At 70.7% G+C, this 25,843-nt stretch carries 23 protein-coding genes; 9 read left to right on the top strand and 14 right to left on the bottom strand.

Translation table 11 applies throughout. The features are described 5' to 3' along the window. Positions 1-69: 69 nt before the first annotated feature. Positions 70-1,503, top strand: coding sequence for a pyruvate kinase (gene pyk / locus G3I19_RS09235; protein WP_164261865.1), 1,434 nt, complete (start codon positions 70-72; stop codon positions 1,501-1,503). A 97-nt stretch (positions 1,504-1,600) separates the two neighbouring features. Here the strand turns inward: pyk and G3I19_RS09230 are convergent, their stop codons facing one another. The 10 genes from G3I19_RS09230 to G3I19_RS09185 form a co-directional block, all read right to left on the bottom strand. Beyond that, on the bottom strand, positions 1,601-2,167 hold the full coding sequence (locus tag G3I19_RS09230) for a dihydrofolate reductase family protein (protein ID WP_164261862.1): 567 nt from the start codon (positions 2,165-2,167) through the stop codon (positions 1,601-1,603). Positions 2,168-2,250: 83 nt separating this feature from the next. Further along, positions 2,251-3,018 (bottom strand): hypothetical protein, encoded by a 768-nt coding sequence (locus G3I19_RS09225; RefSeq protein ID WP_164261859.1) that lies wholly within the window; start codon positions 3,016-3,018, stop codon positions 2,251-2,253. 228 nt (positions 3,019-3,246) lie between these two features. Further along, a complete protein-coding gene (locus G3I19_RS09220) occupies positions 3,247-4,350 on the bottom strand; it encodes an alcohol dehydrogenase catalytic domain-containing protein (RefSeq protein ID WP_164261857.1) in 1,104 nt (367 codons plus the stop codon). A gap of 95 nt (positions 4,351-4,445) precedes the next feature. Next, complete coding sequence (locus G3I19_RS09215; protein ID WP_164261854.1) at positions 4,446-5,258, bottom strand: SDR family oxidoreductase; 813 nt, start codon at positions 5,256-5,258, stop codon at positions 4,446-4,448. Next, on the bottom strand, positions 5,255-6,580 hold the full coding sequence (locus tag G3I19_RS09210; protein ID WP_164261851.1) for a sugar porter family MFS transporter: 1,326 nt from the start codon (positions 6,578-6,580) through the stop codon (positions 5,255-5,257). The genes G3I19_RS09215 and G3I19_RS09210 overlap by 4 nt, the downstream gene beginning before the upstream one ends. Positions 6,581-7,111: 531 nt before the next feature. Next, positions 7,112-7,804 (bottom strand): FCD domain-containing protein, encoded by a 693-nt coding sequence (locus tag G3I19_RS09205; RefSeq protein WP_203599364.1) that lies wholly within the window; start codon positions 7,802-7,804, stop codon positions 7,112-7,114. A gap of 287 nt (positions 7,805-8,091) precedes the next feature. Further along, positions 8,092-9,480, bottom strand: a complete 1,389-nt coding sequence (locus tag G3I19_RS09200; RefSeq protein ID WP_164261908.1) for a hypothetical protein — start codon at positions 9,478-9,480, stop codon at positions 8,092-8,094. Beyond that, on the bottom strand, positions 9,470-10,057 hold the full coding sequence (locus G3I19_RS09195) for a DUF6114 domain-containing protein (RefSeq protein ID WP_164261849.1): 588 nt from the start codon (positions 10,055-10,057) through the stop codon (positions 9,470-9,472). The genes G3I19_RS09200 and G3I19_RS09195 overlap by 11 nt, the downstream gene beginning before the upstream one ends. A gap of 94 nt (positions 10,058-10,151) precedes the next feature. Continuing rightward, positions 10,152-10,796, bottom strand: coding sequence for a DUF6230 family protein (locus G3I19_RS09190; protein WP_164261846.1), 645 nt, complete (start codon positions 10,794-10,796; stop codon positions 10,152-10,154). A gap of 611 nt (positions 10,797-11,407) precedes the next feature. Continuing rightward, on the bottom strand, positions 11,408-12,385 hold the full coding sequence (locus G3I19_RS09185; RefSeq protein WP_164261843.1) for a tetratricopeptide repeat protein: 978 nt from the start codon (positions 12,383-12,385) through the stop codon (positions 11,408-11,410). A gap of 429 nt (positions 12,386-12,814) precedes the next feature. On the opposite strand from G3I19_RS09185, the gene G3I19_RS09180 reads away from it, so the two are divergent. Further along, positions 12,815-13,444: a TetR/AcrR family transcriptional regulator gene (locus G3I19_RS09180; protein ID WP_164261840.1), complete on the top strand. Its 630-nt coding sequence runs from the start codon at positions 12,815-12,817 to the stop codon at positions 13,442-13,444. 135 nt (positions 13,445-13,579) lie between these two features. Here G3I19_RS09180 and G3I19_RS09175 read toward each other — a convergent pair whose 3' ends face one another. Next, positions 13,580-14,593 (bottom strand): SDR family NAD(P)-dependent oxidoreductase, encoded by a 1,014-nt coding sequence (locus G3I19_RS09175; RefSeq protein ID WP_164261837.1) that lies wholly within the window; start codon positions 14,591-14,593, stop codon positions 13,580-13,582. After that, the gene (locus G3I19_RS09170; protein ID WP_164261834.1) at positions 14,590-15,723 is read right to left on the bottom strand and encodes a UDP-N-acetylglucosamine--N-acetylmuramyl-(pentapeptide) pyrophosphoryl-undecaprenol N-acetylglucosamine transferase; all 1,134 of its coding nucleotides are present in this window, start codon (positions 15,721-15,723) and stop codon (positions 14,590-14,592) included. Before G3I19_RS09170 ends, G3I19_RS09175 begins: the two co-directional genes overlap by 4 nt. A gap of 64 nt (positions 15,724-15,787) precedes the next feature. Here G3I19_RS09170 and G3I19_RS09165 point away from each other — a divergent pair, with 64 nt between their 5' ends. The 7 genes from G3I19_RS09165 to G3I19_RS09135 all read left to right on the top strand — a co-directional run bounded on the left by G3I19_RS09165 (position 15,788) and on the right by G3I19_RS09135 (position 23,877). Further along, positions 15,788-16,513 (top strand): response regulator transcription factor, encoded by a 726-nt coding sequence (locus tag G3I19_RS09165; RefSeq protein ID WP_164261832.1) that lies wholly within the window; start codon positions 15,788-15,790, stop codon positions 16,511-16,513. Then, a complete protein-coding gene (locus G3I19_RS09160; protein ID WP_164261829.1) occupies positions 16,510-17,967 on the top strand; it encodes a HAMP domain-containing sensor histidine kinase in 1,458 nt (485 codons plus the stop codon). The genes G3I19_RS09165 and G3I19_RS09160 overlap by 4 nt, the downstream gene beginning before the upstream one ends. A 106-nt stretch (positions 17,968-18,073) precedes the next feature. Further along, the gene (locus G3I19_RS09155) at positions 18,074-19,459 is read left to right on the top strand and encodes an amidohydrolase family protein (protein WP_164261825.1); all 1,386 of its coding nucleotides are present in this window, start codon (positions 18,074-18,076) and stop codon (positions 19,457-19,459) included. Further along, positions 19,456-20,226 carry an IclR family transcriptional regulator gene (locus G3I19_RS09150; protein WP_164261822.1) on the top strand — a complete coding sequence of 257 codons (771 nt, stop codon included), beginning with the start codon at positions 19,456-19,458 and terminating at the stop codon, positions 20,224-20,226. Before G3I19_RS09155 ends, G3I19_RS09150 begins: the two co-directional genes overlap by 4 nt. Positions 20,227-20,382: 156 nt before the next feature. Next, the gene (locus G3I19_RS09145; RefSeq protein WP_164261819.1) at positions 20,383-21,918 is read left to right on the top strand and encodes an NCS1 family nucleobase:cation symporter-1; all 1,536 of its coding nucleotides are present in this window, start codon (positions 20,383-20,385) and stop codon (positions 21,916-21,918) included. Continuing rightward, entirely contained in the window at positions 21,915-22,568 is a 654-nt protein-coding gene (locus tag G3I19_RS09140) for an aspartate/glutamate racemase family protein (RefSeq protein WP_164261816.1), read from the top strand. Before G3I19_RS09145 ends, G3I19_RS09140 begins: the two co-directional genes overlap by 4 nt. A gap of 40 nt (positions 22,569-22,608) precedes the next feature. Further along, positions 22,609-23,877: a M20 family metallo-hydrolase gene (locus tag G3I19_RS09135; RefSeq protein ID WP_164261814.1), complete on the top strand. Its 1,269-nt coding sequence runs from the start codon at positions 22,609-22,611 to the stop codon at positions 23,875-23,877. A 42-nt stretch (positions 23,878-23,919) separates the two neighbouring features. On the opposite strand, the gene G3I19_RS09130 is transcribed toward G3I19_RS09135, so the two are convergent. Both G3I19_RS09130 and G3I19_RS09125 read right to left on the bottom strand, forming a co-directional pair. Then, the gene (locus tag G3I19_RS09130; RefSeq protein ID WP_164261811.1) at positions 23,920-24,777 is read right to left on the bottom strand and encodes an ABC transporter permease; all 858 of its coding nucleotides are present in this window, start codon (positions 24,775-24,777) and stop codon (positions 23,920-23,922) included. Next, positions 24,737-25,783 carry an ATP-binding cassette domain-containing protein gene (locus G3I19_RS09125; RefSeq protein WP_164261808.1) on the bottom strand — a complete coding sequence of 349 codons (1,047 nt, stop codon included), beginning with the start codon at positions 25,781-25,783 and terminating at the stop codon, positions 24,737-24,739. The genes G3I19_RS09130 and G3I19_RS09125 overlap by 41 nt, the downstream gene beginning before the upstream one ends. Between the last annotated feature and the right edge of the window lie 60 nt (positions 25,784-25,843).

Below are 25,843 nucleotides of genomic sequence, written 5' to 3'. Positions count from 1 at the left end.
GTACCGCCCATTTGTACTTTCCGCCAGACGGAATATTCCGTTGCGAAACAAACCGATAGGATCCGCCTCATGCGCCGTTCCAAAATCGTCTGCACACTGGGCCCAGCCGTCGACTCCTATGAGCAGCTGAAGACGCTCATCGAAGCCGGCATGAATGTGGCCCGTCTGAATATGAGCCATGGGTCCCACGCTGAGCACGAGGAGCGGTACCACCGCGTCCGCAAGGCGTCCCAGGACACCGGCCGCGCCGTGGGGGTGCTGGCCGACCTGCAAGGCCCCAAGATCCGCCTGGAGACCTTCGCCGAGGGCCCCGTCGAGCTGGTGCGCGGTGACGAGTTCACCATCACCGCCGACGACGTCCCGGGTGACAAGACCATCTGCGGCACCACCTACAAGGGCCTGCCCGGCGATGTCGTCAAGGGCGACCCGATCCTGATCAACGACGGCAACGTCGAGCTCAAGGTCGTCGAGGTCGAGGGCTCCGAGGTCAGGACCATCGTCATCGAGGGTGGTGTCATCTCCGACCACAAGGGCATCAACCTGCCCGGCGCGGCGGTGAACGTCCCGGCCCTGTCCGAGAAGGACATCGACGACCTGCGGTTCGCGCTGCGGATGGGCTGCGACCTGGTCGCGCTCTCCTTCGTGCGCGACGCGAGCGACGTCATCGACGTGCACAAGATCATGGACGAGGAGGGCCGCCGGGTCCCCGTCATCGCCAAGGTCGAGAAGCCGCAGGCGGTCGCCCACATGGAGGGCGTCGTCGCGGCGTTCGACGGGGTCATGGTCGCCCGTGGCGACCTGGCCGTCGAGTACCCGCTCGAAAAGGTCCCGATGGTGCAGAAGCGCCTCATCGAGCTCTGCCGCCGCAACGCCAAGCCGGTGATCGTCGCGACCCAGATGATGGAGTCGATGATCACCAACTCGCGCCCGACGCGCGCCGAGGCGTCCGACGTCGCCAACGCCATCCTGGACGGCGCCGACGCGGTCATGCTCTCCGCCGAGTCGAGCGTGGGCGCGTACCCGGTCGAGACCGTCAAGACGATGTCGAAGATCGTGGTCGCCGCCGAGGAGGAGCTGCTCTCCAAGGGCCTCCAGCCGCTGGTGCCCGGCAAGAAGCCGCGCACCCAGGGCGGTTCGGTGGCCCGCGCGGCCTGCGAGATCGCGGACTTCCTGGACGCGAAGGCGCTGGTCGCCTTCACCCAGTCCGGCGACACCGCCCGCCGCCTCTCCCGCTACCGCACCTGCCAGCCGATCCTCGCCTTCACCACCGACGAGGCGACCCGCAGCCAGCTCGCGCTGAGCTGGGGCGTCGAGTCGTACGTGGTCCCGCACGTGGACAACACCGACGCGATGGTCGACCTGGTCGACGCCGAGCTGCTGAAGCTCAAGCGCTACAGCGACGGCGACCGCATGATCATCACGGCCGGCTCGCCCCCCGGCGTCCCCGGCACCACCAACATGGTCCGGGTGCACCACCTGGGCGGCGAGGACAGCCGGAGCTGACCCGCTCCCCCGGTCTCCCGCCGTACGGCTGTGGCCCGCGCCCCCTCCGAAGGGGGCGCGGGCCACAGCCCTGTTTCCGGCGGTCTCCGTCCGCCGGTCACTCCGGGGTGCGCCGGTAGTGCAGCTGGACGACGCCGTTGCCGAAAGTGCGGGACTCCACGAGGTCGAGTCCGACGGTGGCGCCCGCCGCCGGGAAGAGCGGTGTGCCGCCGCCGATGAGCACCGGGTGGACGTAGATGCGGAACTCGTCGACCAGCCCGTGCGCCATGAAGGACGCGGCCAGATTCGCACCGCCGAGCGACAGGTCCCCGCCGGGGCGCGCCTTGAGCGCCCGCACCTCTTCGGGGACCACCTCCCGTACGACGGTGGTGTTCCAGTCGGTCCGGTCCAGGGTCCTGGAGTACACGGTCTTGGGCATCTCGCGCCAGATCTCCGCGAACTCCTTCACGGTCTCGGCGGCGGCCGGGTCGGCGTCGGCGGTCGGCCAGTACCCGGCCATCAGCTCATGGGTCACCCGGCCGTCCAGGAAGCCGCCCATCGTCGCCAGATACGCGTTGAGCGAGCGGTGGAGTTCGTCGTCGACCCGGTGCCAGCCGATGTCCCGGCCGGGGCCTTCGATGTACCCGTCCAGGGACACCGACATCATCAGGATGATCTTTCGCATCGCGGTCCTCACAGGGGTCGGCGGGGGCCCGGCGGAATGCCGCAGGCGGCCGGAGAATACGCCCGCGGCGCCCGGAAACCCCGTCACCCGGCCACAGTGGCGGCGGACGTGCCGCGCGCACGCCGGGAGCGTACGGATGCGGCGGCCCCGAAGACCAGCGCCACCCCCACGGCCAGCAGATGTTCGCGCCCCGCCAGATTCGGCCTGAGCGCCGACTGGACGACGATCACCCCGCTGGTCAGTACGGCGAACACCGGCGCGCGCCTGACCACGGCCAGATAGGCGAAGAGTCCGGCCACAGCGGCGGAGGGCCCAGTGTCGAGGACGTGCGCGGTGCCGGGCGGCAGCCCGAACGGGCCGTGGCCCAGGGCGATCATCGCCCGGGCGCCCAGCGTGCCCGCGAGGGATGTGCCGCAGGCGATCAGCAGGGTACGGGCGCGGCCGATGACCAGCTCGGCGAGCGCGAAGGCGAGGAACAGCCTGGGCAGCCCGGCCCACACGGGCAGCCCGGGGTCCGTGAGGACCAGTGAGACGGGGGTACGCAGCAGGACCAGCGGGAGGGGCAGATCGCCCCGGACCTCGCCGGTCAGCCGTATCGCGACGGCGCCCGTGCGGGTCCGTATCAGCTCGTGGACGACGATCACCGCGAGGACGGCCAGCACCCCCAGCGCGACCCCCGCGACCCCGCGCCGCCGGCAGGCGCGTGCGGGCTCGGCCACGATCCGCCGCCACTCGCCGAGCAGCAGCCTCCTGCCGTACGCGGTGAACCCGACTGCGGCGGGGCGCGGTTGTATGTGCCCGGCGGGCGCGCCCTCGTCGCCGGTCGCCCGGCAGCCGTCGACAGCCCCCACCGCTCACTCCCCCACGGTCTCCGCCCGGCTTCGGACATCCGTACGGCTCAGGCGATTCTGCCCCACCGGGCCTATTCCTGCTTCGGCGCGCCACCACCTGCCAAAGCACTCATGGGTGCCCGGCGGAGCCCTCACCGGTCAGCGGCAGCTCTGCCGGTCCAGGCAGGGCGCAGTTCACGGAAGGCCCCTGCCCGAACCGGCTACTGGAGACAGCAACCGCGCGGGCAGCTACAGCCTGGGATCGATCACGATCTTGCCGACCTCGGTTCCGTCCAGCAGGTACTGCCGGCCAGGCGCCAGAGCGTTGACCGCCTCTTGGGCCCTGGACATCGGCAACCGGTGCGTGACCAGGGATTCCGCTGCGGGGCCCAGTCGCTCCACCATCAGCAGAGCACGGTGGAACGACTCGGGGGTGTAGCCGGAGACCGCCACGAGGCGCGCGTCCTTGGCGAGCAGGTGCCTGTAGGGATTGATTCTGGCCTCGCCCACATCGGAGAAGTGCCCGAGCTCCAGGTAACTTCCCCCCTTGCGAAGGCAGGAGAGACCCTCAGGCAGCACCGCGGGCGCCCCCACGCACTCCGCGACCGCGTCGAAGCCCAGGCCACCGGGGCTGGCGGCGAGCGCAAGCCGCACACGTTCCTCGGAGTCGGGTGTCCCTTCGATGCTGATGGTGGTGTCGGCGCCGAGTTCTTCGGCGATGCGCAACCGGCGCTCAGGCCCTCCGATCGCGACGATGCGGGCGGCGCCCAGAGCCCTGGCCGCGGCGACCGCCAGCAGGCCGATGGTGCCGGTGCCCTGCACGAGCACGCTGTCACCGAAGGCGACACCTGCCCGGCGCATCCCTTCCACCGGGGTGGAAGCAGGCTCCGCCAGAACCGCAGCTTCCGGGGTCGCCTCGGTGACGAACACCCGCGCCCTGCTGGAGTTGCACAGCACGTACTGTCCCCAGCCGCCGCCCGCCTGACGCTCTTCGGGCACAGAGAAACCGATCACATCGAAGTTGTCGCAGTCGGGGACCGGCCGCGCACGGCGGCACGACGGACAGGTACCGTCCGGCGTCGCCGGCATCACCACGACCCGGTCGCCGGACCGCACCGGCCGTCCGGTGACGTCCGTCGTGAAGTCGGCGCCCACTTCGGCGACCGTGCCGACGACTTCGTGGCCCGGTGTCACGGGGTAGCGGAAACCGGGAATGTCGCCCTGGCAAATGTGCAGATCCGTGGCGCACACGCCGGAGAGCTCGACGCGTACGAGGAGATTATCCCGCTGCACCTTCGGCATCGGCTGCTCGCGTACGTCGAGGGCGGCGCCGGGGCCGTCGAGCGTGACCACCTTGTTGATTCCCATTTCTCAGCCTTTCTTGTCCTGTTGCTCGTGCTGTGCGGTGCTCTTCCGTGCTTCCTGCGGCCGCGACACGGCCGTGCCTGTTACGGCCGTGTCGGGGCTTGTCCCGGGTCGGGGTCCTGCATGAGAGCCGATCTGCCACCGTCGACGAGCAGGCTGGTACCGGTGATGAACCCGGCCTCCTGCTCGTCGGCAAGGAAGCGGATGGCCCGCGCGACGTCCTGGGGCGTGCCGATGCGCCGCACGGGATGCAACGCCTCGACCCGGGTTCGTTCGCGCGCTGGATCGGCGAAGCCCCCGAAGTACGTCTCGTTGATCGGGGTGTCGATATAGCCGGGGCAGACGGTGTTGACGCGGATGCGATCCGGCGTCAGCTCAAGGGCGAGCGACTGCCCGAGAGCGACGACTCCGGCTTTCGCGACGTTGTACGGAAAGGAACCGGCCATGGTGGAGAAGGCGTGGTTCGACGCCACATTGACGATGGCGCCCGGCCGTTCCAAGGAGCGCGCCGCTGCCTTCGAGCACAGCCACACGGCTCGCAGGTCGAGGTCGATGGCATGCTGCCACTCCGCGATCGACGTGCCGAGCGTGCCGGTGAAGGCGTTCGCCCCCGCGTTGTTGACCAGGACGTCGAGCCGTCCGTACACCGCGCGGGCGGCATTGATCAGGTACTCAGGGGCCTCCTCCTGCGTGAGGTCGGCGGCGACGACACCGGCGTGGCCGCCCGCACCGCGGATGGCATGCAGCGTGTCGTCGCACTCCTCGCTCCGCATGCCGTGGACGACGACGCGGTATCCACTGGCCCCGAACAGCTCGGCCGTCGCCCGGCCGATGCCGCGGGTCGAGCCGGTCACCAGGACGACGCGTTCCGAGACGACGCGTTCCGACGAATTCATTCCGCTCCTTCGATTCCCTCGTTGCGCCGGGGGACGAACGTCCCGTCGCGCAGGCTCGACTCGATCTGTTCCAGGGAGCGCCCGGTTGTCTCGGGCACCCGGAGCACGACGAAAACGATCGCGGCGACGTTCAGCGCCGCGTACACCCACAGCATTCCGGTCAGGGAGATGCCGTCGACCAGGGACAGGGTCGTCATGGAGACCAGGAGGTCGGCCCCCCACAAGGTGGTCGCGTGGGCGCTCATCGCCTTGCCGCGCACCGGAAGCGGGAACAGTTCCGACCCCATGAGCCAGGCGACGACCTGCATGCCGAGGCTGTTGAACGCCATGTAGAGCAGCATGAACAGCATGACCGCCCACCCGGCGTTCCCGGCGAGTGAAGCCGCACCCATGACGACGAGACTCAGCGCGGAGCCCGGCAGGGTCCACAGCATCAGCCGACGGCGGCCGATGCGGTCCACGGTCATCGCTCCTATGATCACCATCACGGTCTCGACGGCACCGACACCGACGGTCCCGAGCAGCGCCGTCGACTCCCCGAACCCGGATTCGGAAAGGAAGGTCGGCGCGTAATAGACGATGGCGTTGATGCCTGTGACCTGTGCGAACAATGCCACGCCGAGCCCGGCCACCAGCGCGGGGCGCAGCCATCGCGCGCTCAGCTTCTCCTTGCGTTTCCCTTGCTCGGGAAGGGCGCTGACCTCGCGAAGCTCAGCCTCCGCCTCTTCTGGGGTCGTGCGCAGCCGACGCAGAACGTTCCCGGCCCGCTCGGGCTGACCGTGCGCGACCAGCCAGCGCGGGCTCTCCGGGAGAAAGGCCGTGGCTGCCACCAGCAGCAGCGCGGGGATCACGGCGACCGCGACCATCCACCGCCAGGACCAGGAGTCGTGGGTCGCGTAACCGACGACGGCGGAGAGCAGCACACCCGCTGCGATGAGTACCTGGTACATCACCACCAACCGACCGCGCCGGGACGCGGGCGCGATCTCGGCGATGTAGATGGGGATGACCTGAGAGGACCCGCCCACGGCCAGGCCCAGGACGAGACGCGAGGCGATCAGCATCTCGACATCGGGGGAGAGCGCGGAGCCTACGGTGCCGAGTGCGAAGACGGCCCCGACCAGTATGGCCGCGAACTTCCGCCCCCGGCGCTCCGACAGCCGGGCCGAGATGAGCGCCCCTGCGATGGCGCCGACCAGGATCGAACTGGTCACCAGTTCCTTTCCCTGGGAGCTGAGATGAAAGTCCTGCGTGATGGACAGCAAGGCGGTCGAGATGATGCCGGTGTCGTAGCCGAAGAGCAGTCCGGCTACCGCTGCCACCCCTGCGGCGACTCCCAGCAATCGCCCCTCTCCGGACACTGCGGATTGCTTTGTTGCCTTTGCGACGCTGTCCGGTTGCGTGGGCATGGCCTGAACCTTTCGCAGCAATGGTAGTATCAAATGACTATCAGCGGATGAGTGTGGGAGTCAAGATCCAGCCGCGACCACTTGTGGACCGGGGAGAGCCGCCCGCCCAGACCGCCAGGCTCCGCAGCCTGGCGCCGTCACACGTCCCGGCCGAGCGTCGGCGTATCCAGGACGGCGAACCCGTACTCCGCCCGCGCCAGGCACCAGAAGCTCTGCGAACGATGCGGCGGGGTTCTCGGCACGCGCGCGGCACCAGCCCGAGCCGTCCTCACAACGGGCCGGGGGTGCAAGCGATTTGGCCGCATTGCCCCGTAGAGCCGACAGAAGGAGGCGCCGCTTCGTTCACGCGCCTCTACGCCGCCGGGTCAACTGTGTTTCCCTGCCTGCTCGCGGCTCTGCCGGCCGAATGCCGCACGTGACCGCACAGTCCTGACACGTGCTCGGTCAGAGCAATTCTTCCGTCTCCGTCCGGGCACCTTCCAAGATCGCCCGCATGCAGGCAGCGGCCTCCGCCGCACGCCCCTCTGCCACCGCTTCAGCCAACTCCAAGTGGCTCGCCACGGCCGCGTCGTCCAGCTTGTCCGGCATCAGCAGCAGGTCGCGACGACCGTGCAGCAGTTCCTCGGTCGCCTCCGCCAACTGCGCGAACATCCGGTTGCCCGAGGAACGAAGCAGCGTGCGATGGAAGGCCGTGTCAGCGGCCACGAAGGCTCCCGCGTTCCCTTCGCCCGCCGCGTCGGCCATGGCGTGTGCATGCCCGAGCGCCTCGCGCCGCGCCACAGTATCGGCCGACTGAGCAGCGAGCACGGCCGCTGCGGGCTCCACGGCCGCACGCAGTTCGGCCAGTTCGCGCAGTTGGACGGCGCGCGCCGGCGAGGCGAGCCGCCAGCGGATTACCTGCGGATCGTAGAGATTCCATTCAGCCGGCGGTCGCACCGTGATGCCGATCCGGGGCCGGCTCGTGACCACCCGTTTCGACTCCAGTACACGCACCGCCTCGCGGGCGACGGTACGCGAGACGTCGTATCGATCCTGAACGTCCTCCAGGCGCAGCACCTCGCCTGCGCGGGTCTCCTCCGCCGCGAGGGACCGGCCGATCAGGTCCACCACCTGCCCGTGCAGCCCCTGAAGTTCCACGTCTCTCCCGTCTTCACCGCCCGGGGGCGGCGGGCGTGTGCCAAAGCGTCCGGCGGCGCTTCCGCGCATCTGCGTCGTCGGCGCCAACGGAAGTCAGCACCGACCCCTGCCGATTGTCACACCTCGGGTGGGAAGAGGATCAGGAGAGGAGATCGGGGGATCCTGCGCCCGGCGAGCGGGCGTGCCGCGGCCCCGTCCCGTAGAAACGGCTGTGGCCCGCGCCCTCTGGTTCGAGGGTGCGGGCCACAGCCGTTTCCGCGGCTCCCGGAAGTTCGCGCGCCGGGGGGTCAGGCGCCCGTGAAGTAGTTCTGCAGACCGGGGATGTGGAGCGTGCCGCCGAACTGCCCTGCCTGCTTCACCGTGACGTCCGTGAAGAACGCGAACGGCACATTGATCGGCGGCGGGGTGTCGGGGCTGAAGGTGATCGGGATGAGGCCGAAGAGGTTGCCCTTCAGCGACTCCGTGTACATCGTGACCTGGCCGTCGCGGATGGTCGACGTCGAGCCCGGTGCGCCCTTCACATGGCCGGTGGCCCCGTTCGGGCCGACGGTCATCTGGTGCAGGTCCTTGATGTCCAGCGAGGTCGAGGTGAACTTCAGGACCTTCTTGACCTTGCCGCTGGCCGTCCTGACCTCGACGATGCCCTTGTAGTCGAGGCCCTTGAGGGTCAGCATCGAACTCTTCAGCGTCCACGGGTCGTCGGGCAGGGCGGGGATGCCCTGTTCCAGATCGGCCGCGGCGAGCGCCTTGGGGTCGGGGGTCGGGCACGGGTAGGACGGCTTGGCGCCGTCCGGGATGTCCGTGTCCTTCTTCGGGTCCAGTCCCTTGACGTCCGAGGGGAGTTCCTTGACCGACTTGCCGGCCTCGGCGGCCGCCTCGCGGATCTTCTCGGCGGTCTTGTCGGCCGTGCTCTTCGCCGCGCCGGTGACCTGACCGGCCGTCTTCGCAGCGGAGTCCGCGGCCTTCTTGTCGGCCGCCTTCTTCTCAGCGGCTTTCTTCTCCGCCGCCTTCTTCTCCGCTGCCTTCTTCTCGGCGGCGGTCTTCTCGGCCGCGGTCTTCTCGGATGTCGCGGAGGACGACGGGTCCGGGGACGGGCTCGCCGTGTCCTTGTCCGGGTTGAACAGGTGCTTGAGCGCGTCACCCACACCCAGCGGGTCCAGCGGGTTCTTCGACTCGGTCGCGCTCGGCGACGGGTCGGCCGCGGTGGACTTCTGGTCGCCCGCGGACGAACCGGACGGCGACGCGCTGTCCTTCTCGGCGGAACCGGTCCCGCCCGCCGAGGGGGTGGCCGAAGGCGAGGGAGTGTCCGATGCGTCCGCCGGCTTGTCGTCCTTCTTGGCCTTGTCCTTGGCCTTGTCCTTCGCGTCGTCCGACGCGCTGGCCGAGGGGCTCGGAGAGTCCGAAGGCTTCGCGGACGGGCTCGGGTCGTCGGAGCGGGAGACACAGGGACCGGCTGCGAACGGGACGTCGCCCTGGTCGTCGGCCATCGCCAGCTTGGGGGTGAGTCCCATCCCGACGAACACCGCGGTGGGCATGGCCGCCAGGGCTATCGCCTTGCTCGCGGGTATGTGCAGCTTCGTCAGCAGCGACTTCCTCGGGGCCGCGTGACGGCCCCCTCTTCTCTCCGGGAAGTCGTCGCCTTCGGTGGTATCCAGCTGCGCTTCGTCACCCCGCACGGTGCCTCCCACCGTTGGCATCCACTGTCGTGTCCTTGTCATACGCAGCCGACTTCTGCTCAGGGACGCCAGGCGCGTGGCCGAAGGGGGAGAACTCGTCCGCCGGAGCGGTGCCTTCGGGCGTGCTTCCGTGCGGAGTCCCGTCGACGGAGCCGCCCTGCGCGGGCACCGCCGGATCGGCCTTCGGCTTCGCCGGTGCCCAGGAGAGCGAGAGCGCCCCGCCGATCATCGACAGCAGGAAGCCGACGATGAAGCCACCGAGGTTCGCCACCGGGAGGGAGATCAGCGCCAGCAGGATCGCCGCTATCCCCGCGAACACCCGGACGGCACCGTGGAACCACATGGTCACACCGAGCGTGACGAGCAGCACGCCGATGATCAGCGACCCGGCGCCCCCGGTGGTGGACATCGCCAGCGTCACATTGCCGAGGTGCATGTTGGCGTACGGGAAGTAGGCGATCGGCACGCCTCCCACCACGGTGAACAGGCCCGCCCAGAAGGGTCGGTTCCCCCGCCAGGCGCGGAAGCGAAGCCGCCAGTAGGTGAAATCGCGGGAACCTGTGGACTCGGCGCTCATGGAAAACAGCTCCCTGGTACCGGTGTTGCTCTGAGAAGTAGGGGGGTTCGGGTGGCCGCAGCGCCAGATGCGCGCTCCGGCCACCCGGGCGTGCTTAGTAGCACTCCTTGACGCCCGACTTGAGCCTCAGGCTCAAGTTGCTGAGCTTGAAGGTGCCGGCCGTGGTCGCCCACGCCGTCTGCTTCACGTGCTTCAGCGTCGCCTCGTCGGCGCGCTGTGCGAAGCCGTTCGGGTTGACGGCCTTCTCCGTACCGTGCTCGATGCCCGTCTTGTTCGACGAGTCACCGGCGGCCACACCGATGTCGATGTTCTTGAACGTCGCATCGGCGTCGAGGCTCGCGACGTCGAGGTACAGGTTCGACGCCTCGACCGGCTTCTTGGCGTCGGTGCCCGCGTGCAGCTGCAGGGTGACACTGCCGAGCCCGAACGGCAGGTTGGGCGTGACCACCGACTGGCACATGTTGTTGATCTTCGCGCTGCTGAAGCCCGAGACGGCCACCGCGTGTGCGGCGCTCTTGCCGTTCAGGTCCTTGCCGGTCGCGACACTGCCGTACTGCACGAAGTCCTGGCCGACCAGCTGGTCGGCGCTGACCTTGAAGCTCTGGCCGGACACGCTGAACGAAGCGGCGAGCGCACCCTGCGCGAGGCCGACGCCCACCGCAGCGGTGGCGACCACGCTCGGCACCATGACCAGCGCGAACCGCTTCCATCTGGTTCCGCCACGTACCTGGGAACTCACTTAGTTTCCTCCTTCTCGGACGTACATCTCCGGATCGGGTTCGAAGCCCGTCCTGGGATGGGAGAAGTGCTACGTCCTCGGGAAGGAGAGCGCCCGGTTCAGAAGCGCGAACCGCGTCCGAAGCACCGGCGATCACCCCCGAGCGACAACCACTGGCCACGCCTTCGCGCAACCGCTGGACAGGCCCCGCCGGGTGGCAGGAACCCCCCTGTCCCGCAGCCGGCGCCACTGCCGCCGACCGGCTCGGTGGGGACCCAAGCGGCCACGCCGCGACCGGATGTCGCGCTGGTGCGTTATTGGACCGAGCGTGGCCGATCGTGGTGCATTCGCGGCCGTGACACAAGGGGCTCGTTACCGGCTAGTAACGGCCTGATAACCGAACCGCGACCCGCCGATATCGCGCGGGCACACAGGGTGGACCCGACGCCGGCGCTACATCCGCCGGTAGGCACCCATAACCGGGCAGAAGGAGGTACTGGATTTACTCGGAGTAACAGACGGCCGCAATTGCCAAGTTTTGGCAAAGTACGGCCGTCGGTTATCGCTGTGTCGCCAAATCGTCCGGGCCAACCCGCCGACACCGCGCGTTTAGTGACTGTTCAGACCCGACGTCAGAACAGCACACGCGCCAGGGCGGAACGGGCAGCGGTCACCCTCGGATCCTCGGACCCGATCACTTCGAAGAGCTGGAGCAGATGGACGCGGGCCGCCTCGCGGTCACTGCCCACCGTGCGCTGCACCGTCTGGACCAGACGGCCGAAGGCGTCCTCGACATGACCGCCGACCAGATCGAGGTCGGCGGCGGCGAGCTGCGCCGGGACATCGGCGGGCTTGTCGGCCGCGTCCTTGCGGACCTGCTGGGGGTCCAGATCCTTGACCCGGCCGAGCAGTTCGGCCTGGGCGAGGCCGAGCTTGGCCTCCTCGTTGGCCGGGTCGTCCGAGAGGACGTTGCGGTACGCCTGGATCGCGCCGTCGAAGTCATTGGCGTCCAGCGCCTGTACGGCCGCTTCGAGCAGCGCGTCATAAGGACCGGCCGGCACTTCGGCGGGCTCGGCGTCCTCGGCGGGCGGCGCGGCGTCGGGGTCCACCGGGATGCCGGTGATGCCGAAGCGCTCCTCGCCCACCTGGATCAGCTGGTCCAGGGTCTGCCTGATCTGCGTCTCGGGCGCCGCACCCTGGAAGAGCGGCAGCGCCTGCCCGGCCACGACGGCGAAAACGGCCGGAATCCCCTGGATCCCGAACTGCTGCATCAGCATCTGGTTGGCGTCGACGTCGACCTTGGCGAGCAGGAAGCGGCCGTTGTACTCGACGGCGAGGCGTTCGAGGAGGGGGCCGAGCTGCTTGCAGGGCTCGCACCACTCGGCCCAGAAGTCGATGACGACCGGGACCTCGGCGGAGCGCTGGATGACATCGCGCTCAAAGCCGGCTTCGTCGACATCGATCACCAGCGAGACGGGTGAGACCGGCGTGGCACCGCCCTGCCGTGCGGTCTCGGCGCGCGCCTGCTCCGCTTTCTGCCGGGCCTCGCCGGCGGCCTTCACTGCGGCGAGGTCGACGACGCCGCTCATGGACATGTTCCTAGGCTGCATACGTACATCCTCCCCCCTCCACCACTCGTTCAGGAAAGCCGTTCGGGAAAGCTGTCGGCGAAATCCGCCGGTGGTACGGGACCGGCCCGTCCGTACACCCCCCGCCGGATGCGGGGCGTACGGGCGGACGCGGTCCTTCGGCCCGATCGCGGGCCCTGGGACAGGCGCCGGGGTCCCCACCCTGGCGCCAGTGGCTCTGTCGTGCTGTTCTTGTCACCCGGTTGTCGCGTGGTCATCGCGTGGTGCCGTGCTCGTCCTGTGCACGTGCCGTGCTCGTGACGCGGCCGCAGGCAAGGGGCGCACTCGCGCCTCTTTACGCTACGACTCGTAGCGTAACTGGTCGACCGGGAACAGCGGGCGAAAATTCTCCGGCGGTTTCCCGTGATCTGACTCACGGCGGCTGAGCTACTGACCGGTATGGTCGCGGGCATGCCGCTCAGCAAGCCCTCCCGAACGGGTCGCCCACGCTCCGCAGAGGCCGATACCGCGATCCTCGTCGCGACGAGAGCCGCGCTGGTCGACCTGGGCTGGTCGCGGCTGACCATGGGCGATGTGGCGGCCCGCGCCGGGGTGGCGAAGACGACGCTCTACCGCCGCTGGTCGCACAAGAACGAGCTGGTCGTGGATGCCGTGGCGGTCCTCTTCGACGAGCTCGAACTGCCCGACCGCGGCAGTCTGTCCGCCGACATCGAGGGCGTGGTGCTCCAGTTCGCCGCGCTCCTCGCCCGGCCCGAGACCAAGACCGCGCTGATGGCGGTGGTCGCCGAGTCGATCAGCGACGAAGCGCTGCGCGCCCGGATCCGCTCGGCGATCGTCGACCGGCAGAAGCGGCTGGTGACGATCGGCCGCGAGCGGGCCCAGGCCCGGGGCGAACTCCCCCTGGAGGACGACCCCGAGACCTCGGCCCGGCACACCGACCTGATCTTCGACGTGGTCGCGGGCGCGGTGGTGCACCGGGCGCTGGTCAGCGCGGAGCCGGTGGACGAGGAGTGGGCGCGCGAGTTCACCCTGCTGCTCTGCACCGGGCTCAACGCCCCGGCCCAGCCACCGCCCGCGTGAAGCCCCGGCCCAGCCGCCGCCCGCGTGAAGCCCGGCCCAGTCACAGGTGCCTGAACGCCCCGGTCCAGCCGCTGCCCGCCCGACGCCCCCGGCGTGCGCGGCTCCGTGTGATCCTCCGGCCCGGCGGCCCTCGCCTCAGACCTGGTAGCGGTCCGCCGCGAACAGCTGCAGATTCTCCGCGATCCACTCCGATGTGTGCTTCAGCCCCTCGGCCAGCGGGACCTGTGGCTGCCAGCCCGCCCACTCCCGGGCCCGCGAGTTGTCCGACAGCAGCCGCTGGACCTCGCTGCCCGAAGGCCGCAGCCTGGCCGGGTCGACGACGACCTCCGCCTCCCGGCCGGAAGCCTCGATCAGCGCCTGCGCAAGGTCCCCGATCGAAATCTCCTGCCCGGTACCGAGATTGACGCTCTCGCCCAGTGCCCGGTCGCAGTCGGCCAGTGCGAGGAAACCGCGCGCCGTGTCCGTGACATAGGTGAAGTCACGGGTCGGGGTGAGCGAGCCGAGCTTGATCTCCCGTGCCCCGGAGTGGAGTTGGGCGAGGATGGTGGGGATGACGGCGCGCGCGGACTGCCGGGGGCCGTAGGTGTTGAAGGGCCGCACCACCGTCACCGGCAGTTCGAACGCGTGCCAGTGCGACAGCGCCATCATGTCGGCGCCGATCTTGGACGCGGAGTACGGGGACTGCGGCTGGAGCGGGTGCCGTTCACTGATCGGGGCGGTGAGCGCGGTCCCGTACACCTCACTCGTCGAGGTGTGCAGCAGCCGGCGTACGGAATGCCGGCGGCAGGACTCGGCGATGTTCTCGGTGCCGGTGACATTCGTGGCGACGTACGCGCCGGGGGCGTCGTAGCTGTACGGGATGCCGATCAGCGCGGCGAGGTGGAAGACCGTGTCGCAGCCGGCGACGGCGTCGTCGACCCGGCCCGCGTCCCGGACGTCGCCCGCCACCATCTCCACCCGGGAGCTGCCCAGGTGGCGCGCCAGGTGGCCCTTCTCGCCGTACGGCTTGTAGTGCACGAAAGCCCGGACCCGGGCCCCTTGCTCCACCAGCAGGTCGACCAAGGCCGAGCCGATGAAGCCCTCGGCCCCGGTGACGAGGACGGTGCGGTTCTGCCAGTGCGTGGCCTGCGCGGCCGGTGAGGTGGTCATGAGGTGAACTCCTTCGCGTGGGACAGGACCCGGGCGGCGAGCAGATCCGCTGCCCGGGCGTGGGTGGAGGGGTCGGCCGCACCGCTCATCGCGGCGAGCCTGGCCGGGTCGGCGAGGAGCGGGCCGGCCACTTCCGCGAGCCGCTCCGCCGTCGTCTCCTCGTCGGCGATCAGGACCCCGGCCCCGGCGTCGCCGAGGACGCGGGCGTTGTGGGTCTGGTGGTCGCCCGGCGCGTGCGGATACGGCACGAGGACCGCGGGGACCCCGGTGGTGGCCAGCTCGGCCACTGTGGCGGAGCCGGCCCGGCAGACGACCAGGTCGGCCGCGGCGTACGCCAGGTCCATCCGGTCCAGATAGGGAACGGCGCGCGCGATCCGGCACCCGCCCTCGTCGGCGAGCCTGGTGCGGGCCGCCTCCAGCGCGGCAGGACCGGTCTTGATGAGCAGATGGACGTCCGTACGCGCCTGCCAGCGGGCCGCGAGCCCGACCGCGGCGGCGGTGAGCCGGGCGGCGCCGAGGCTGCCGCCGTTGACGAGGAGCAGCCGCGCCCCCGCGGGCACACCGAGCGCGTGCCTGGCCTGTTCCCGCAGCGCGGGGCGGTCGAGTGAGGCGATCGGCGCGGCGATCGGCATCCCGACCGTCTCGGCCTTCTCGCCGCCCGCGAGATGGGCCCGGCTGCGGTCGAACGCGACGGTGAGATGCGGGGTGAGCCGGGCCGCGAACTGGTTGGCGCGGCCCGGCACCGCGTTGGACTCGTGGATGACGCTCGGCACACCGGCCATCCGGGCGCCGAGCACCACCGGAGCGCTGGGGTAGCCGCCCATGCCGACCGCGACCTGGGCCCGCTGCTCGCGCAGGATCGTCCGGCACTGCACACCGGACTTCAGCAGGGCCGCGGGCAGCAGATAGCGGCGGGCGCCGAGCGCCGGGTCGAAGGGGATCATGTCGACGGTGTGCAGCGGGTATCCGGCGCCGGGTATGAGCGTGGATTCGAGGCCGCGTTCGGTGCCGACGAAGGAGATCACCGCGCCGGGTACGGCCCGGCGCAGGGCGTCGGCGAGGGCCAGACCGGGGTAGATATGACCGCCGGTGCCGCCCGCACCGATCACGACGGAGAGTGGTGTGCGCATGAGCGGCACACTCGTCGCGCGGGGTAAGAAGGTTCTAAGAGGCGGGTTTGGCAGGCTTTGCTCCATGAACCCGTATCCGCACGCGCAGCCGCCGCCCGCGAGCCCCCGGCCGAGAAGGATCCTGGTCGTGGACGACCAGCCGGAGGTCCGGGTGGCGGTCGAGGACGGTCTCAGCGTCGAGGGGTACGAGGTGCGGGGCGCCGTGGACGGTCTCGACGCGCTGTCGGCCGTCGCCTCCTGGCAGCCGGACGCGGTGGTGCTCGATGTGATGATGCCGGTCCTCGACGGCCTCGCGGTCTGCCGCAGGCTGCGCGCCGTCGGTGACCGTACGCCGGTACTGGTGCTGACCGCGCTCGACTCGGTGAGCGAGCGGGTGGACGGCCTGGAGGCGGGCGCCGACGACTATCTCGTGAAGCCGTTCGCGCTCGACGAGCTGATCGCCCGGGTGCGGGCGCTGCTGCGGCGGGCCGCGCCGGTGGAGGAGGAGCCGGGCGCGCTGGCGTACGGGGATCTGACCGTGGATCCGGTGACCCGCACCGGGCGCCGGGCGGGGCGCCCCATCGAGTTCAGCAGGACCGAGTTCGCCCTGCTCGATCTGCTGCTGCGCCATCCCGGGCAGGTCCTCACCCGGGAGCTGATCCTGGAGCGGGTCTGGGGGCAGGACTTCGGGCCGGACTCCAACTCCCTGGCGGTGTACGTCGGTTACCTGCGCCGCAAACTGGAGGCGGCGGGCGAACCGCGCCTGGTCCACACCGTGCACGGGGTCGGCTACCGGCTGGACACGGCATGAGCACCCCGGCCGGCCGGGGCGACAGGGGCGACAGGGGAAGTCGTGACGGCCGGGGAAACCGCGCCGGCCGGAGCGGCCCGCGCCGGTCGCACTCCCACCGGCTCGGTGCGCGCTGGCGCCGCCGCCGTCCGCTGCGCACCAGGCTGGCTCTGACCGCTTCGGCGGCCGTGGCCCTGGTGGCGCTCGGCGTGTGCGCAGCGGCGTTCTTCGTCCAGCGGTACGAGATCTACCACCAGCTGGACCTGAACCTCATCCAGTCGGCGTCGGTGTCCGGCGGCGGCCGAGGGGGCGGGACGCCCGGGGTCGTCGAGGGCCAGTGCCAGTTCCTGGCGTCACCGGCCTGCTCACAGATCGTGCCGGCCGACCCGGCGGCCGACCCCGCCAAGCCCTATCTCCTCCCGGTGTCGGGCCCGGTCCGTGAGGTCGCCGCGGGCACCCGTGCCCCGTACTTCAGCAACATCACTCTGGAGGGGCGCCCCACCCGGATGCTCACCACCACCTTCGGCCACCGTGAGGCGGTGCAGGTCGCCCTGCGCGCCGACCCGGTGGAGAAGAGCGTGCGGCGCACGGCCCAGCTGCTCGCCGCGGTCGGCGGCGCCGGGGTGCTGATCGCGGCGGCGCTGGGCTACTGGGTGTCGCGCACCGGTCTGGCGCCCGTCGCCCGGCTCACCCGGGCCGCCGAGCGGATCGCCGCGACCCGGGACCCGCGCCACCGCATCGAGCTGCCGCCGGGGCCCGCGACCCGGGAGGACGAGGTCACCCGGCTGGCCACCACGTTCAACACCATGCTGGGTGAGCTGGAGCAGTCGGTCACCGCCCAGCGCCGGCTGGTGGCGGACGCCTCGCACGAGCTGCGCACCCCGCTCACGGCGCTGCGGACCAACGCCGAACTGCTCGCCAGGGCGGACAGGTTGACGTCCGCCCAGCGCGACCGGGCATCCGGCGCCCTCACCCGGCAGATCCATGAGGTGACGACGCTGGTGAACGACCTGATCGAACTGGCCCGCGACGAGGAGCCGGTACCGCTGGTGGAGAGCGTCCGGCTGGCTCCGCTGGCCGAGCACGCGGTGGCGGCGGCCCGCGGCCACTGGCCGGGACTGACCTTCACCCTGGAACTCACGGCGGACCCGGTGCTGAACGGCGTACCGGCGCGGCTCTCCCGGCTGCTCGCCAATCTGCTCTCGAACGCGGCGAAGTTCTCCGGTGAGGGGGGTGCCGTCGAGGTCGCCCTCACCTCGGCCGAGCTGACGGTACGTGATCACGGGCCGGGGATCGCCCCCGCCGACCTGCCGTACGTCTTCGACCGCTTCTACCGGGCCCGCGCCGCGCGGGCGCTGCCCGGCTCCGGGCTCGGTCTCGCGATGGCCCGCCAGATCGCCCGCGCGCACGGGGCGGAGCTGACCGCGGAGCAGGCGCCGGGCGGCGGGGCGCTGTTCCGGCTGAGCCTGCCCTGAGGCGGGGCGGGCGCGTCATGGCCCGACCGCACGCGGGCCGAGCGATTTCCCGCATGTTGATAACGGTGTTGCCGAATGCTGGGAGCAGTCCGCAGGATCTGTGCCCATGGACATGAACAGCGAGAAGGAACCGTGTGATCTTTCGGTGGTCGGGCATGTCGTGTGCCGGGCGGGCAACTATCCGCGAGGCGAGGTGCGCATCCGTGACGGCCGGATTGTCGAGGTGCTCCCGGAGGCCGGGGACGCTCCGCACCGTGAGCGGATCGACGCGGGAAGCAGCTATGTCCTGCCGGGCGTGATCGATCCGCATGTGCACGCGTTGAGCGATCCGCGCGAGGGCGTGGAGGCGGCTACCCGGGCGGCGGCCGCCGGCGGGGTGACGACGATCCTGGAGATGCCGTTCGACCAGAGCGGACCGATCTGGACAGCCGCGCGCGTCGAGGCGAAGAAGCAGATGGTCGCGGAGCAGGCCCATGTCGACGTGGGTCTGTTCGCGACCGTACGGCCCGGCGGTGGTGTCGCCGAGGTGGCCGCGATGGCCGAGGCCGGGGCCGTCACCTTCAAGGTGTCCACCTATCACACCCATGCCGACCGGTTTCCGCGTACGCCGGACGACGAGATGGTCGAGGTCTTCCGTGCGATCGCCGCCACCGGCCGACGGGTGTGCGTGCACGCCGAGAACGACGAAATCGTCCGCAAGCTCGTCGAGGAGCTGTATGCGACGGGGACCGAGGACCCACGGGCACACTGCGCGGCCCGCCCGCCGGTCACCGAGACCGCCGCGGTCGCCAACACTCTGGAGCTGGCCCGCACGGCCGGCGCGAAGGTGCACTTCGTGCATATGAGCCTGCCGCACTCCATCGACCTCGTACAGGCCTACGCGCGCCAAGGGGTCGACGCGACCGCCGAGGTGTGCCCGCAGTACCTGATGTTCACCGAGGACGACATGGCCTCGATGGGCACCCGCATCAAGGTCAATCCGCCGGTGCGCACCCGGCAGGACACTGACGGGATGTGGAGCCGACTGGCCGCCGACGCCATCGACACCCTCAGCTCCGACCACGCGCCTTGGCCGATCGTCGAGAAGGACAAGCCGAACATCTTCGACAACGCCTCCGGCGCGCCCGGCGTGGAGACGCTCTTTCCGGTCACCGCTGCGATCGGCCTGCACGAGCGCGGGGTGAGCATCGAGTCGCTCGTGCGGGTCAGCTCCTGGCGGCCCGCCGAGCTGTTCGGCATCGGCCACCGCAAGGGTGATCTGCGCGCCGGCCTGGACGGTGACGTGGTTGTATTCGATCCTGAGGCCGAGTGGGAGGTGGACGAGACGGTCATGCAGTCGAACGCCGGGTGGAGCCCGTTCCACGGTCTCAAGCTGCGCGGCCGCGTCACACGGACGATCTCCCGCGGCGAGACGGTCCACCAGGACGGCAAGCTGTCCTCCCGTCCGGGCCGCGGCCGGCTCGTCGAGTTCGGCGAGGCGGAACGGGCATGACCTCCGCGCCCGCCCGCCACGCCGCCCCGCAGACCTCGCTGGGCAAGGGCCTGGCCGTCCTGGCGGCCCTGGCCGACCATGGCCCGCTGCGCGTGGACGCTCTCGCCGAGCGCACCGGCCTGCCGTCCAGCACGGTCTACCGGTACGTCCGCGAACTGGTCGCGTTCGGGTTCATCGAATCGCGGGACGGAGTGTTCGTGGCGGGCGAGCGCCTGGCTCAACTCGCCCGCACCAGCGGCTGGAACGACCGGCTCACCCGGTACTCATCGCCGCTGTTGGCCGAACTGAGCACCACCAGCGGGGAGTCCGCGATCCTGACCGTGCTCGTGGGGCGCTCCGCACTGGTCGTGGACCGGGCCGAGTCCCCGCAGGCCATCCGGCTCTCCTTCGAGCAGGGAAGCCTCCTGCCGCTGCACGCCGGGGCTTCCGCCAAAATCGTCCTCGCCCACGCCCCGGCAGCGGTGGTCGACGATGTGATCGAGCACGCCTGGCCGGACGGTCCCGGAAAGGACGCCGCCGACCGGCGGCTGCGCACGCAGCTCGCCGGTATCCGCCAGGCCGGGCACGCCACCACTCACAGCGAAGCCGACCAGCACGCCGTCGGCATCGCCGTCCCGGTCATGTGCCGCGGCACCTTCGCCTGCGGACTGTCCCTGGCCGGTCCCGCATACCGGATCGACGCCGCTCGCGCCCGCGAACTGCTCGAACTGCTGCATGACGCCGGCCGGCGCCTGAGCCAGACCCTCACCGCCACCGCCGACCTCTGACCGGCCCGAGAACGCTCCGGCAGTAGGCAGCACCGGCTTCGTCTCCAACGCGGGCACCGGCCGGGCCCCGTGCTCCGTCGCGCACCGCACCACGCCGCCCGTACCGGGGGCCCTGGCTCCACCCTTCCTGTCCTGCCCATCGGAGGTGTCAGTCCCATGACCACAACTGCTGACGGCTGCCCGGTCTCCCTCGCGGCCTCGGACGCCGACAGCTCCTTGACCAACCCTGACCTGGAACCTACCCCCGCCGCGCAACGCACCTGGAGCTGGTGGCACTTCGCCACGCTGTGGATGGGCATGGTCCACAACATCTTCAACTTCACCTGGGTCGGCGGGCTCGTCGCCCTGGGCATGTCGGTATGGCAGGCGCTGACCGTCGCGCTGGCCGGCAACCTCGTCCAGACGTTCGTGATCGGCCTCAACGGGCGGATCGGCGCCCGCTTCGGTATCCCCTTCGCGGTGTGGGCCCGCAGCGCCTTCGGCACCTTCGGCTCCAACATCGTCGCTCTGCTGCGCGCCGTCACCGCGATCGGCTGGTTCGGTGTGCAGAGCTACCTGGCAGCCACGGCCTGCAACCTGCTGCTCGACAACGTGGTCCCGGGCTGGGGGTCGCTCGGCCGCACAGGCTGGCTGGGAATGCCGGCCAACCTGTGGATCACCATGGTGATCTACTGGGCGTTCAATTTCCTGATTGTCCGTCATGGCATGGACGCCGTAAGGCGCTTCGAGACCTGGGCCGGGCCCATGGTGTTCGTCGTGATGGCGGTCCTGCTGATCTGGGCCGTCAGCCGGGCCGGCGGCACCGGCACCCTGCTCACCGCCCCGTCGGCACACAGCACCCACTGGTTCTGGACGGTCGCGTTCGGGCCGGCGGTGGCCACGTACATCGCCGGCAGCTGGTCCACCACCGTCCTCAACATCCCCGACCTCACCCGCTTCGCCCGCTCCAACCGCGGTCAGTTCTGGGGCACCATGGTCGGACTGCCGATCGCCAGTCTGCTGTATTTCAGCATGGCCGCGGTCATCGTCTCGACCGTCAAAGAGCTCTACGGCAAGACGTACTGGAACCCGACGGACGTGCTCGGAGCCTTCGGCAATCCGGTCCTGAGCGCCGTGGGAGCACTGCTCCTGGCGACCGCGACCATCTCCGTCAACATCCCGGCGAACGTCATCTCTCCCGCCTACGACCTGACCAACCTGCTGCCCGGCATGCTGACGTTCCGCCGTGGCGCCTACATCTCGATCGCTGCAGGATTCGTCTGTATGCCCTGGAAGCTGATGGCAAGCTCCCAGACGCTGTTCTCCGTCCTCGACAACCTCGGCGCCGTCCTCGGGCCGGTCACCGGCATCCTGCTCGCCGACTTCCTCGTACTGCGCCGCCGCACTCTGGATGTGCCCGCTCTGTACCGGCGCAGCGGCCGCTATCGCGCCTGGGCCGGATTCAACCCCGTCGGGCTCGGCGTCCTCGCCGCCGTGGTCGCCTTCCTCTTCACCGCACAGGCCGTCGCCCCGCTGCACTGGGTCTTCACCTACGCCTGGTTCACCGGCGTCGCGCTCGGTTTCCTCCTGCATCTCGCGGTCGGCCTGGCCTGCCGGACAGCGGGCGGCCCGCTCGCCGCCGCGCTGACCCCGGCAGGGACCACCGGAGCCGACGCCGACACCTCCCGACCCCGAGAGGCACTGCCCGCATGACTGCACCGACGCTCCTCATCCTCAACCCGAACAGCTCGCGGCCGGTCACCGAAGCACTGGGGGAAGCGGTCCGGGCCCTCGGCAGTCCGGTGCGCTTCACCGTCGACCAGCTCGACGACGCCCCCGCCGAGATCACCTGCCCCGCCGACCACCACACCGTCGCACCGCTCGTACTCGACCGGCTGCGGTCGGCCGAGGACCGGTACGCCGCCGCGGTCATCGCCTGCCACGGTGACCCCGCCCTGCAGGAGGCGCGCAGACAGTCCCGGTATCCGGTGCTCGGCATCGGGCAGACCTCTCTGCACGCCGCGGCCGCGGCAGCCGACCGCTTTGCCGTGCTCACCCTCGGCAGCGCCCTCGTCGAGCGCAAGTGGAACCAGGTGCGCTCCGCCGGCCTCGGTGACCGCTGTGCCGCGGTCGAGCCCACTCACACCTCGGTGGCCCACGGCCTCGCGCACGAACCCGACCTCGCCCCCTACCGGGCCGCGGCCGAGCGCGCCCTGGCCGCCGGTGCCGGGGCACTCGTCCTGGGCTGCGCGGGAATGCTCGCGCTCGCCGCCCCACTGGCAGCAGAGTTCGGCGTCCCCGTCGTCGAACCCGTCACTGTCACCTGCGCACTCGCCGCCGCGCTCACGCGTCCCACCCGCTGAACCCGACCAGCAGTCAACAGGACCGAGGAGACATCCGCCCATGCCCCTGCACCTCAATACGGCCGGGCTGGCACCCGTCGCCGACCGGCTCGCAGCCGACCTCGCCGCACTGTCCGAGTACGCCGACCCCGACGCCCCCGGCTGGAGCCGCGAGGTGTTCTCCGAGCCCTACCGCGCCGAACGCGTCTGGATCCGGGACCGGATGCGCGACGCCGGTCTGGAGACCACCACCGACGCCGCGGGCAACGTCGTGGGCCGACTTCCCGGTACACACGGCGGGCCGCCCCTGGTCACCGGATCACACACCGACACGGTGCACGGCGGCGGGCGCTTCGACGGCATCGTCGGCGTACTGGGCGGCATCGAGGCCGCCAGGCGCATCCGCGAGACCGGCACCCACCTCGCCCACGACCTGCTCGTCGTCGACTTCCTCGGTGAGGAGGCCAACCGCTTCGGCATCAGCTGCATGGGCAGCCGGTCACTGGCCGGCATCCTCACCCCCGGGCATCTGGCCCGCACCGACTCCACCGGGCTGCGGCTCGGCGAGGCGATGCAGAACTTCGGCGCCGACCCGGACCGGGCACTGGGGCTCGGCTGGGGCGCGAACACCATGCACGCATACGTCGAACTCCACGTCGAGCAGGGCCCGTTGCTCGAACAGCACGGTATCCCGATCGGGGTCGTCACCGCCATTGCCGGGATCGAGCGGCTGCTGGCCACCTTCCGCGGCCGCGCCGACCACGCCGGCACCATGCCGATGGGCCAGCGGCACGACGCCCTGATCGCCGCCGCCGAGGCCGTCCTCACCATCGAGCGGGTGGGCTGCGGCGCCCCTGTGCACGGCGTCACCACCACCGGCCGCATCGAATCCTCGCCGGGCGTGTACAACATCGTCCCCGACGAGGCGAAGATCTGGGCCGAGACCCGCAGCGTCGACCACACCTGGCTGTCCGGCGTGCGCCACACGCTCGCCGGACAGATCGCCGGCGAAGCCGCCCAGCGCGGCGTCGAAGTGGACGTCGAATGGCTCAACGACCAGGACCCCGTACTCGCCAGCCGATCCGTACAGGACGTGATCGCCCAGGCCGCCGACACGCTGGGCATCCCCTGGATGCCCGTACCCAGCGGCGCCGGCCACGACGCGGCCCACATGGCGCACCTCGGCCCCATGGGCATGATCTTCATCCCCTCCCGGGGCGGGCGCAGCCACTGCCCCGAAGAGTGGACCGACCTCAGTCAGCTCGTCACCGGCACCCACGTCCTGGCCACCACACTCGCGCAGCTGGACGGGAGCGTCCTGAGTCCGTGACACTCCGGGGTCGAGCGTCCGGGCTCTCGGCAACCGGGCGCGTCACCGGGCGAGGCGGCCCAGCAGCGACGAAGCGGCGAGCACGCCGAGTGCTGCGGCGACCACCAGCACCGCGTAGTCCAGGCCCAGATGGGCCGGGGTGCCCAGCAACAGCCCGCGCAGGGCGTCGACCTGATAGCTCAGCGGATTGGCCTTGCTGATCGCCTGGAGCCAGCCGGGCATGATCGCGACCGGGTACAGGGCGTTCGAGCCGAAGAACAGCGGCATGGTGATGGCCTGTCCGATCCCCATCAGCCGGTCGCGGGTCAGCACGATCCCGGCGATCGTCATGGACAGACAGGAGAAGAACGCCGAGCCGAGGATCACGATCACGGCGACCCCGAGCAGCCGCAGCGGGTTCCAGGTCAGGGCGACCCCGAGCAGCGCGGCGATGACGATCACCACCACCGCCTGGATCAGCGCCTTCACCCCGGCGGCGAACGCCTTGCCGGTGATCAGGGCGGATCTGGGGGTCGGTGTGACCAGCAGCTTGGTGAGGATTCCGGCGTCCCGCTCCCAGATGATCTGGATGCCGTAGAAGATCGCGATGAACATCGCGGACTGGGCGATGATGCCGGGCGCCAGATAGTCGATGTACGGGATGCCGCCGGTCGGGATGGCCCTGATGCGGGTGAAGGTCTCACCGAAGATCAGCAGCCAGAGCGCCGGCTGGACGGCCCTGGTGTACAGCTCGGTGCGGTCGTGGCGCAGCTTCTGCAGCTCGACCAGGCACATGGCCCCGGCCCTGGCCGGCACCATCCGCCAGCCGGTGCGCGCCTTCGGCGGGACGAGCAGCAGCCCGAGCCCGGCCCGGCCGGTCTCAGCCGACGCGGGTGGCGGTGCGGCGGGTGGAACGGACATCGCGGAATTCGCCTCCCTGCTCGTCGAGCCCGCTGCCCGCGACGTCCCGGAAGACGTCCTCGAGGGTGGGCTCGGTGTCCTTGCCGTGGTGGGCGGGGGCCGCTGTGGCACCGTCGGCGGAGCCGGGGCTGCCGCTCTGCGCACGGCGGCGCTCCCGCAGGTCGGCTCTGAGCTGTTCGGGGGTGCCGAGCGCCCGTACCCGGCCCCGGTGCATCAGCGCGAGCCGGTCGCAGTACTGCTCGGCCTCGTCCATGTAGTGCGTGGTCACCAGCACGGTCATCCCGGTGGCCTTGCGTACGGCGTCGATGTGTTCCCACACGCTGGTCCTGGCGATCGGGTCGAGGCCGATGGTCGGCTCGTCGAGGATCAGCAGCCGGGGTGCGCTGACCAGCGCCTGGGCGAGTTCGAGGCGGCGGATCATGCCGCCCGAGTACGTCTTGGCGAGCCGGTCGGCGGTGCCGTCGAGGCCGACGGCGGCCAGCGCCTGGCCCACGCGCTCGGCCCGTTCGCGCCGGGAGACGTCGAAGACCCGTGCGAACAGTGCCACGTTCTCCCGCGCGGTCAGCCCGGCGTCGGCGGAGAGCTGCTGCGGTACGTAGCCGAGCAGGCGCCGCACCGCCATCCGCTCCTTCGCCGCGTCGTGCCCGAACACCCGCACCCGGCCGGCCGGGACCGGCAGCAGGGTGGTGATGCAGCGGATGACGGTGGTCTTGCCCGCGCCGTTCGGCCCGAGCAGACCGAAGACCTCGCCCGCGCGGACCGAGAGGTCCACGCCGTCGACGGCCCTGGTCTCCCCGAAGGCGTACTCGAGCCCGCTGCAGGCGACGGCCGCACCGTCCCTGCCGTACTCTGCCGCACCGTCGCTGCCGTGCTCTGCCGCACCGTCGCTGCCGTGCTCTGCCGCACCGCCGCTGCCGTGCTCTGCCGCACCAGCGCCGGTCCCCGCCGCACCGCGGCCGTCGTCCGACGCACCGCCGGTGTCGCCGCCGCTCCGGGTCGCAGTCATGAGCCCTCCACTTCCTCGTGCAGGTTCCCGGCGAGCCGGCGCAGCGCGGGGAGCGCCGCG

Origin of the sequence: Streptomyces sp. SID10853 (assembly GCF_010548145.1) — a bacterium.
Taxonomy (GTDB): domain Bacteria; phylum Actinomycetota; class Actinomycetes; order Streptomycetales; family Streptomycetaceae; genus Streptomyces.
The sequence above is the reverse complement of the archived record's forward strand: the minus strand, read 5'-3'. Positions and strand labels throughout refer to the sequence as shown.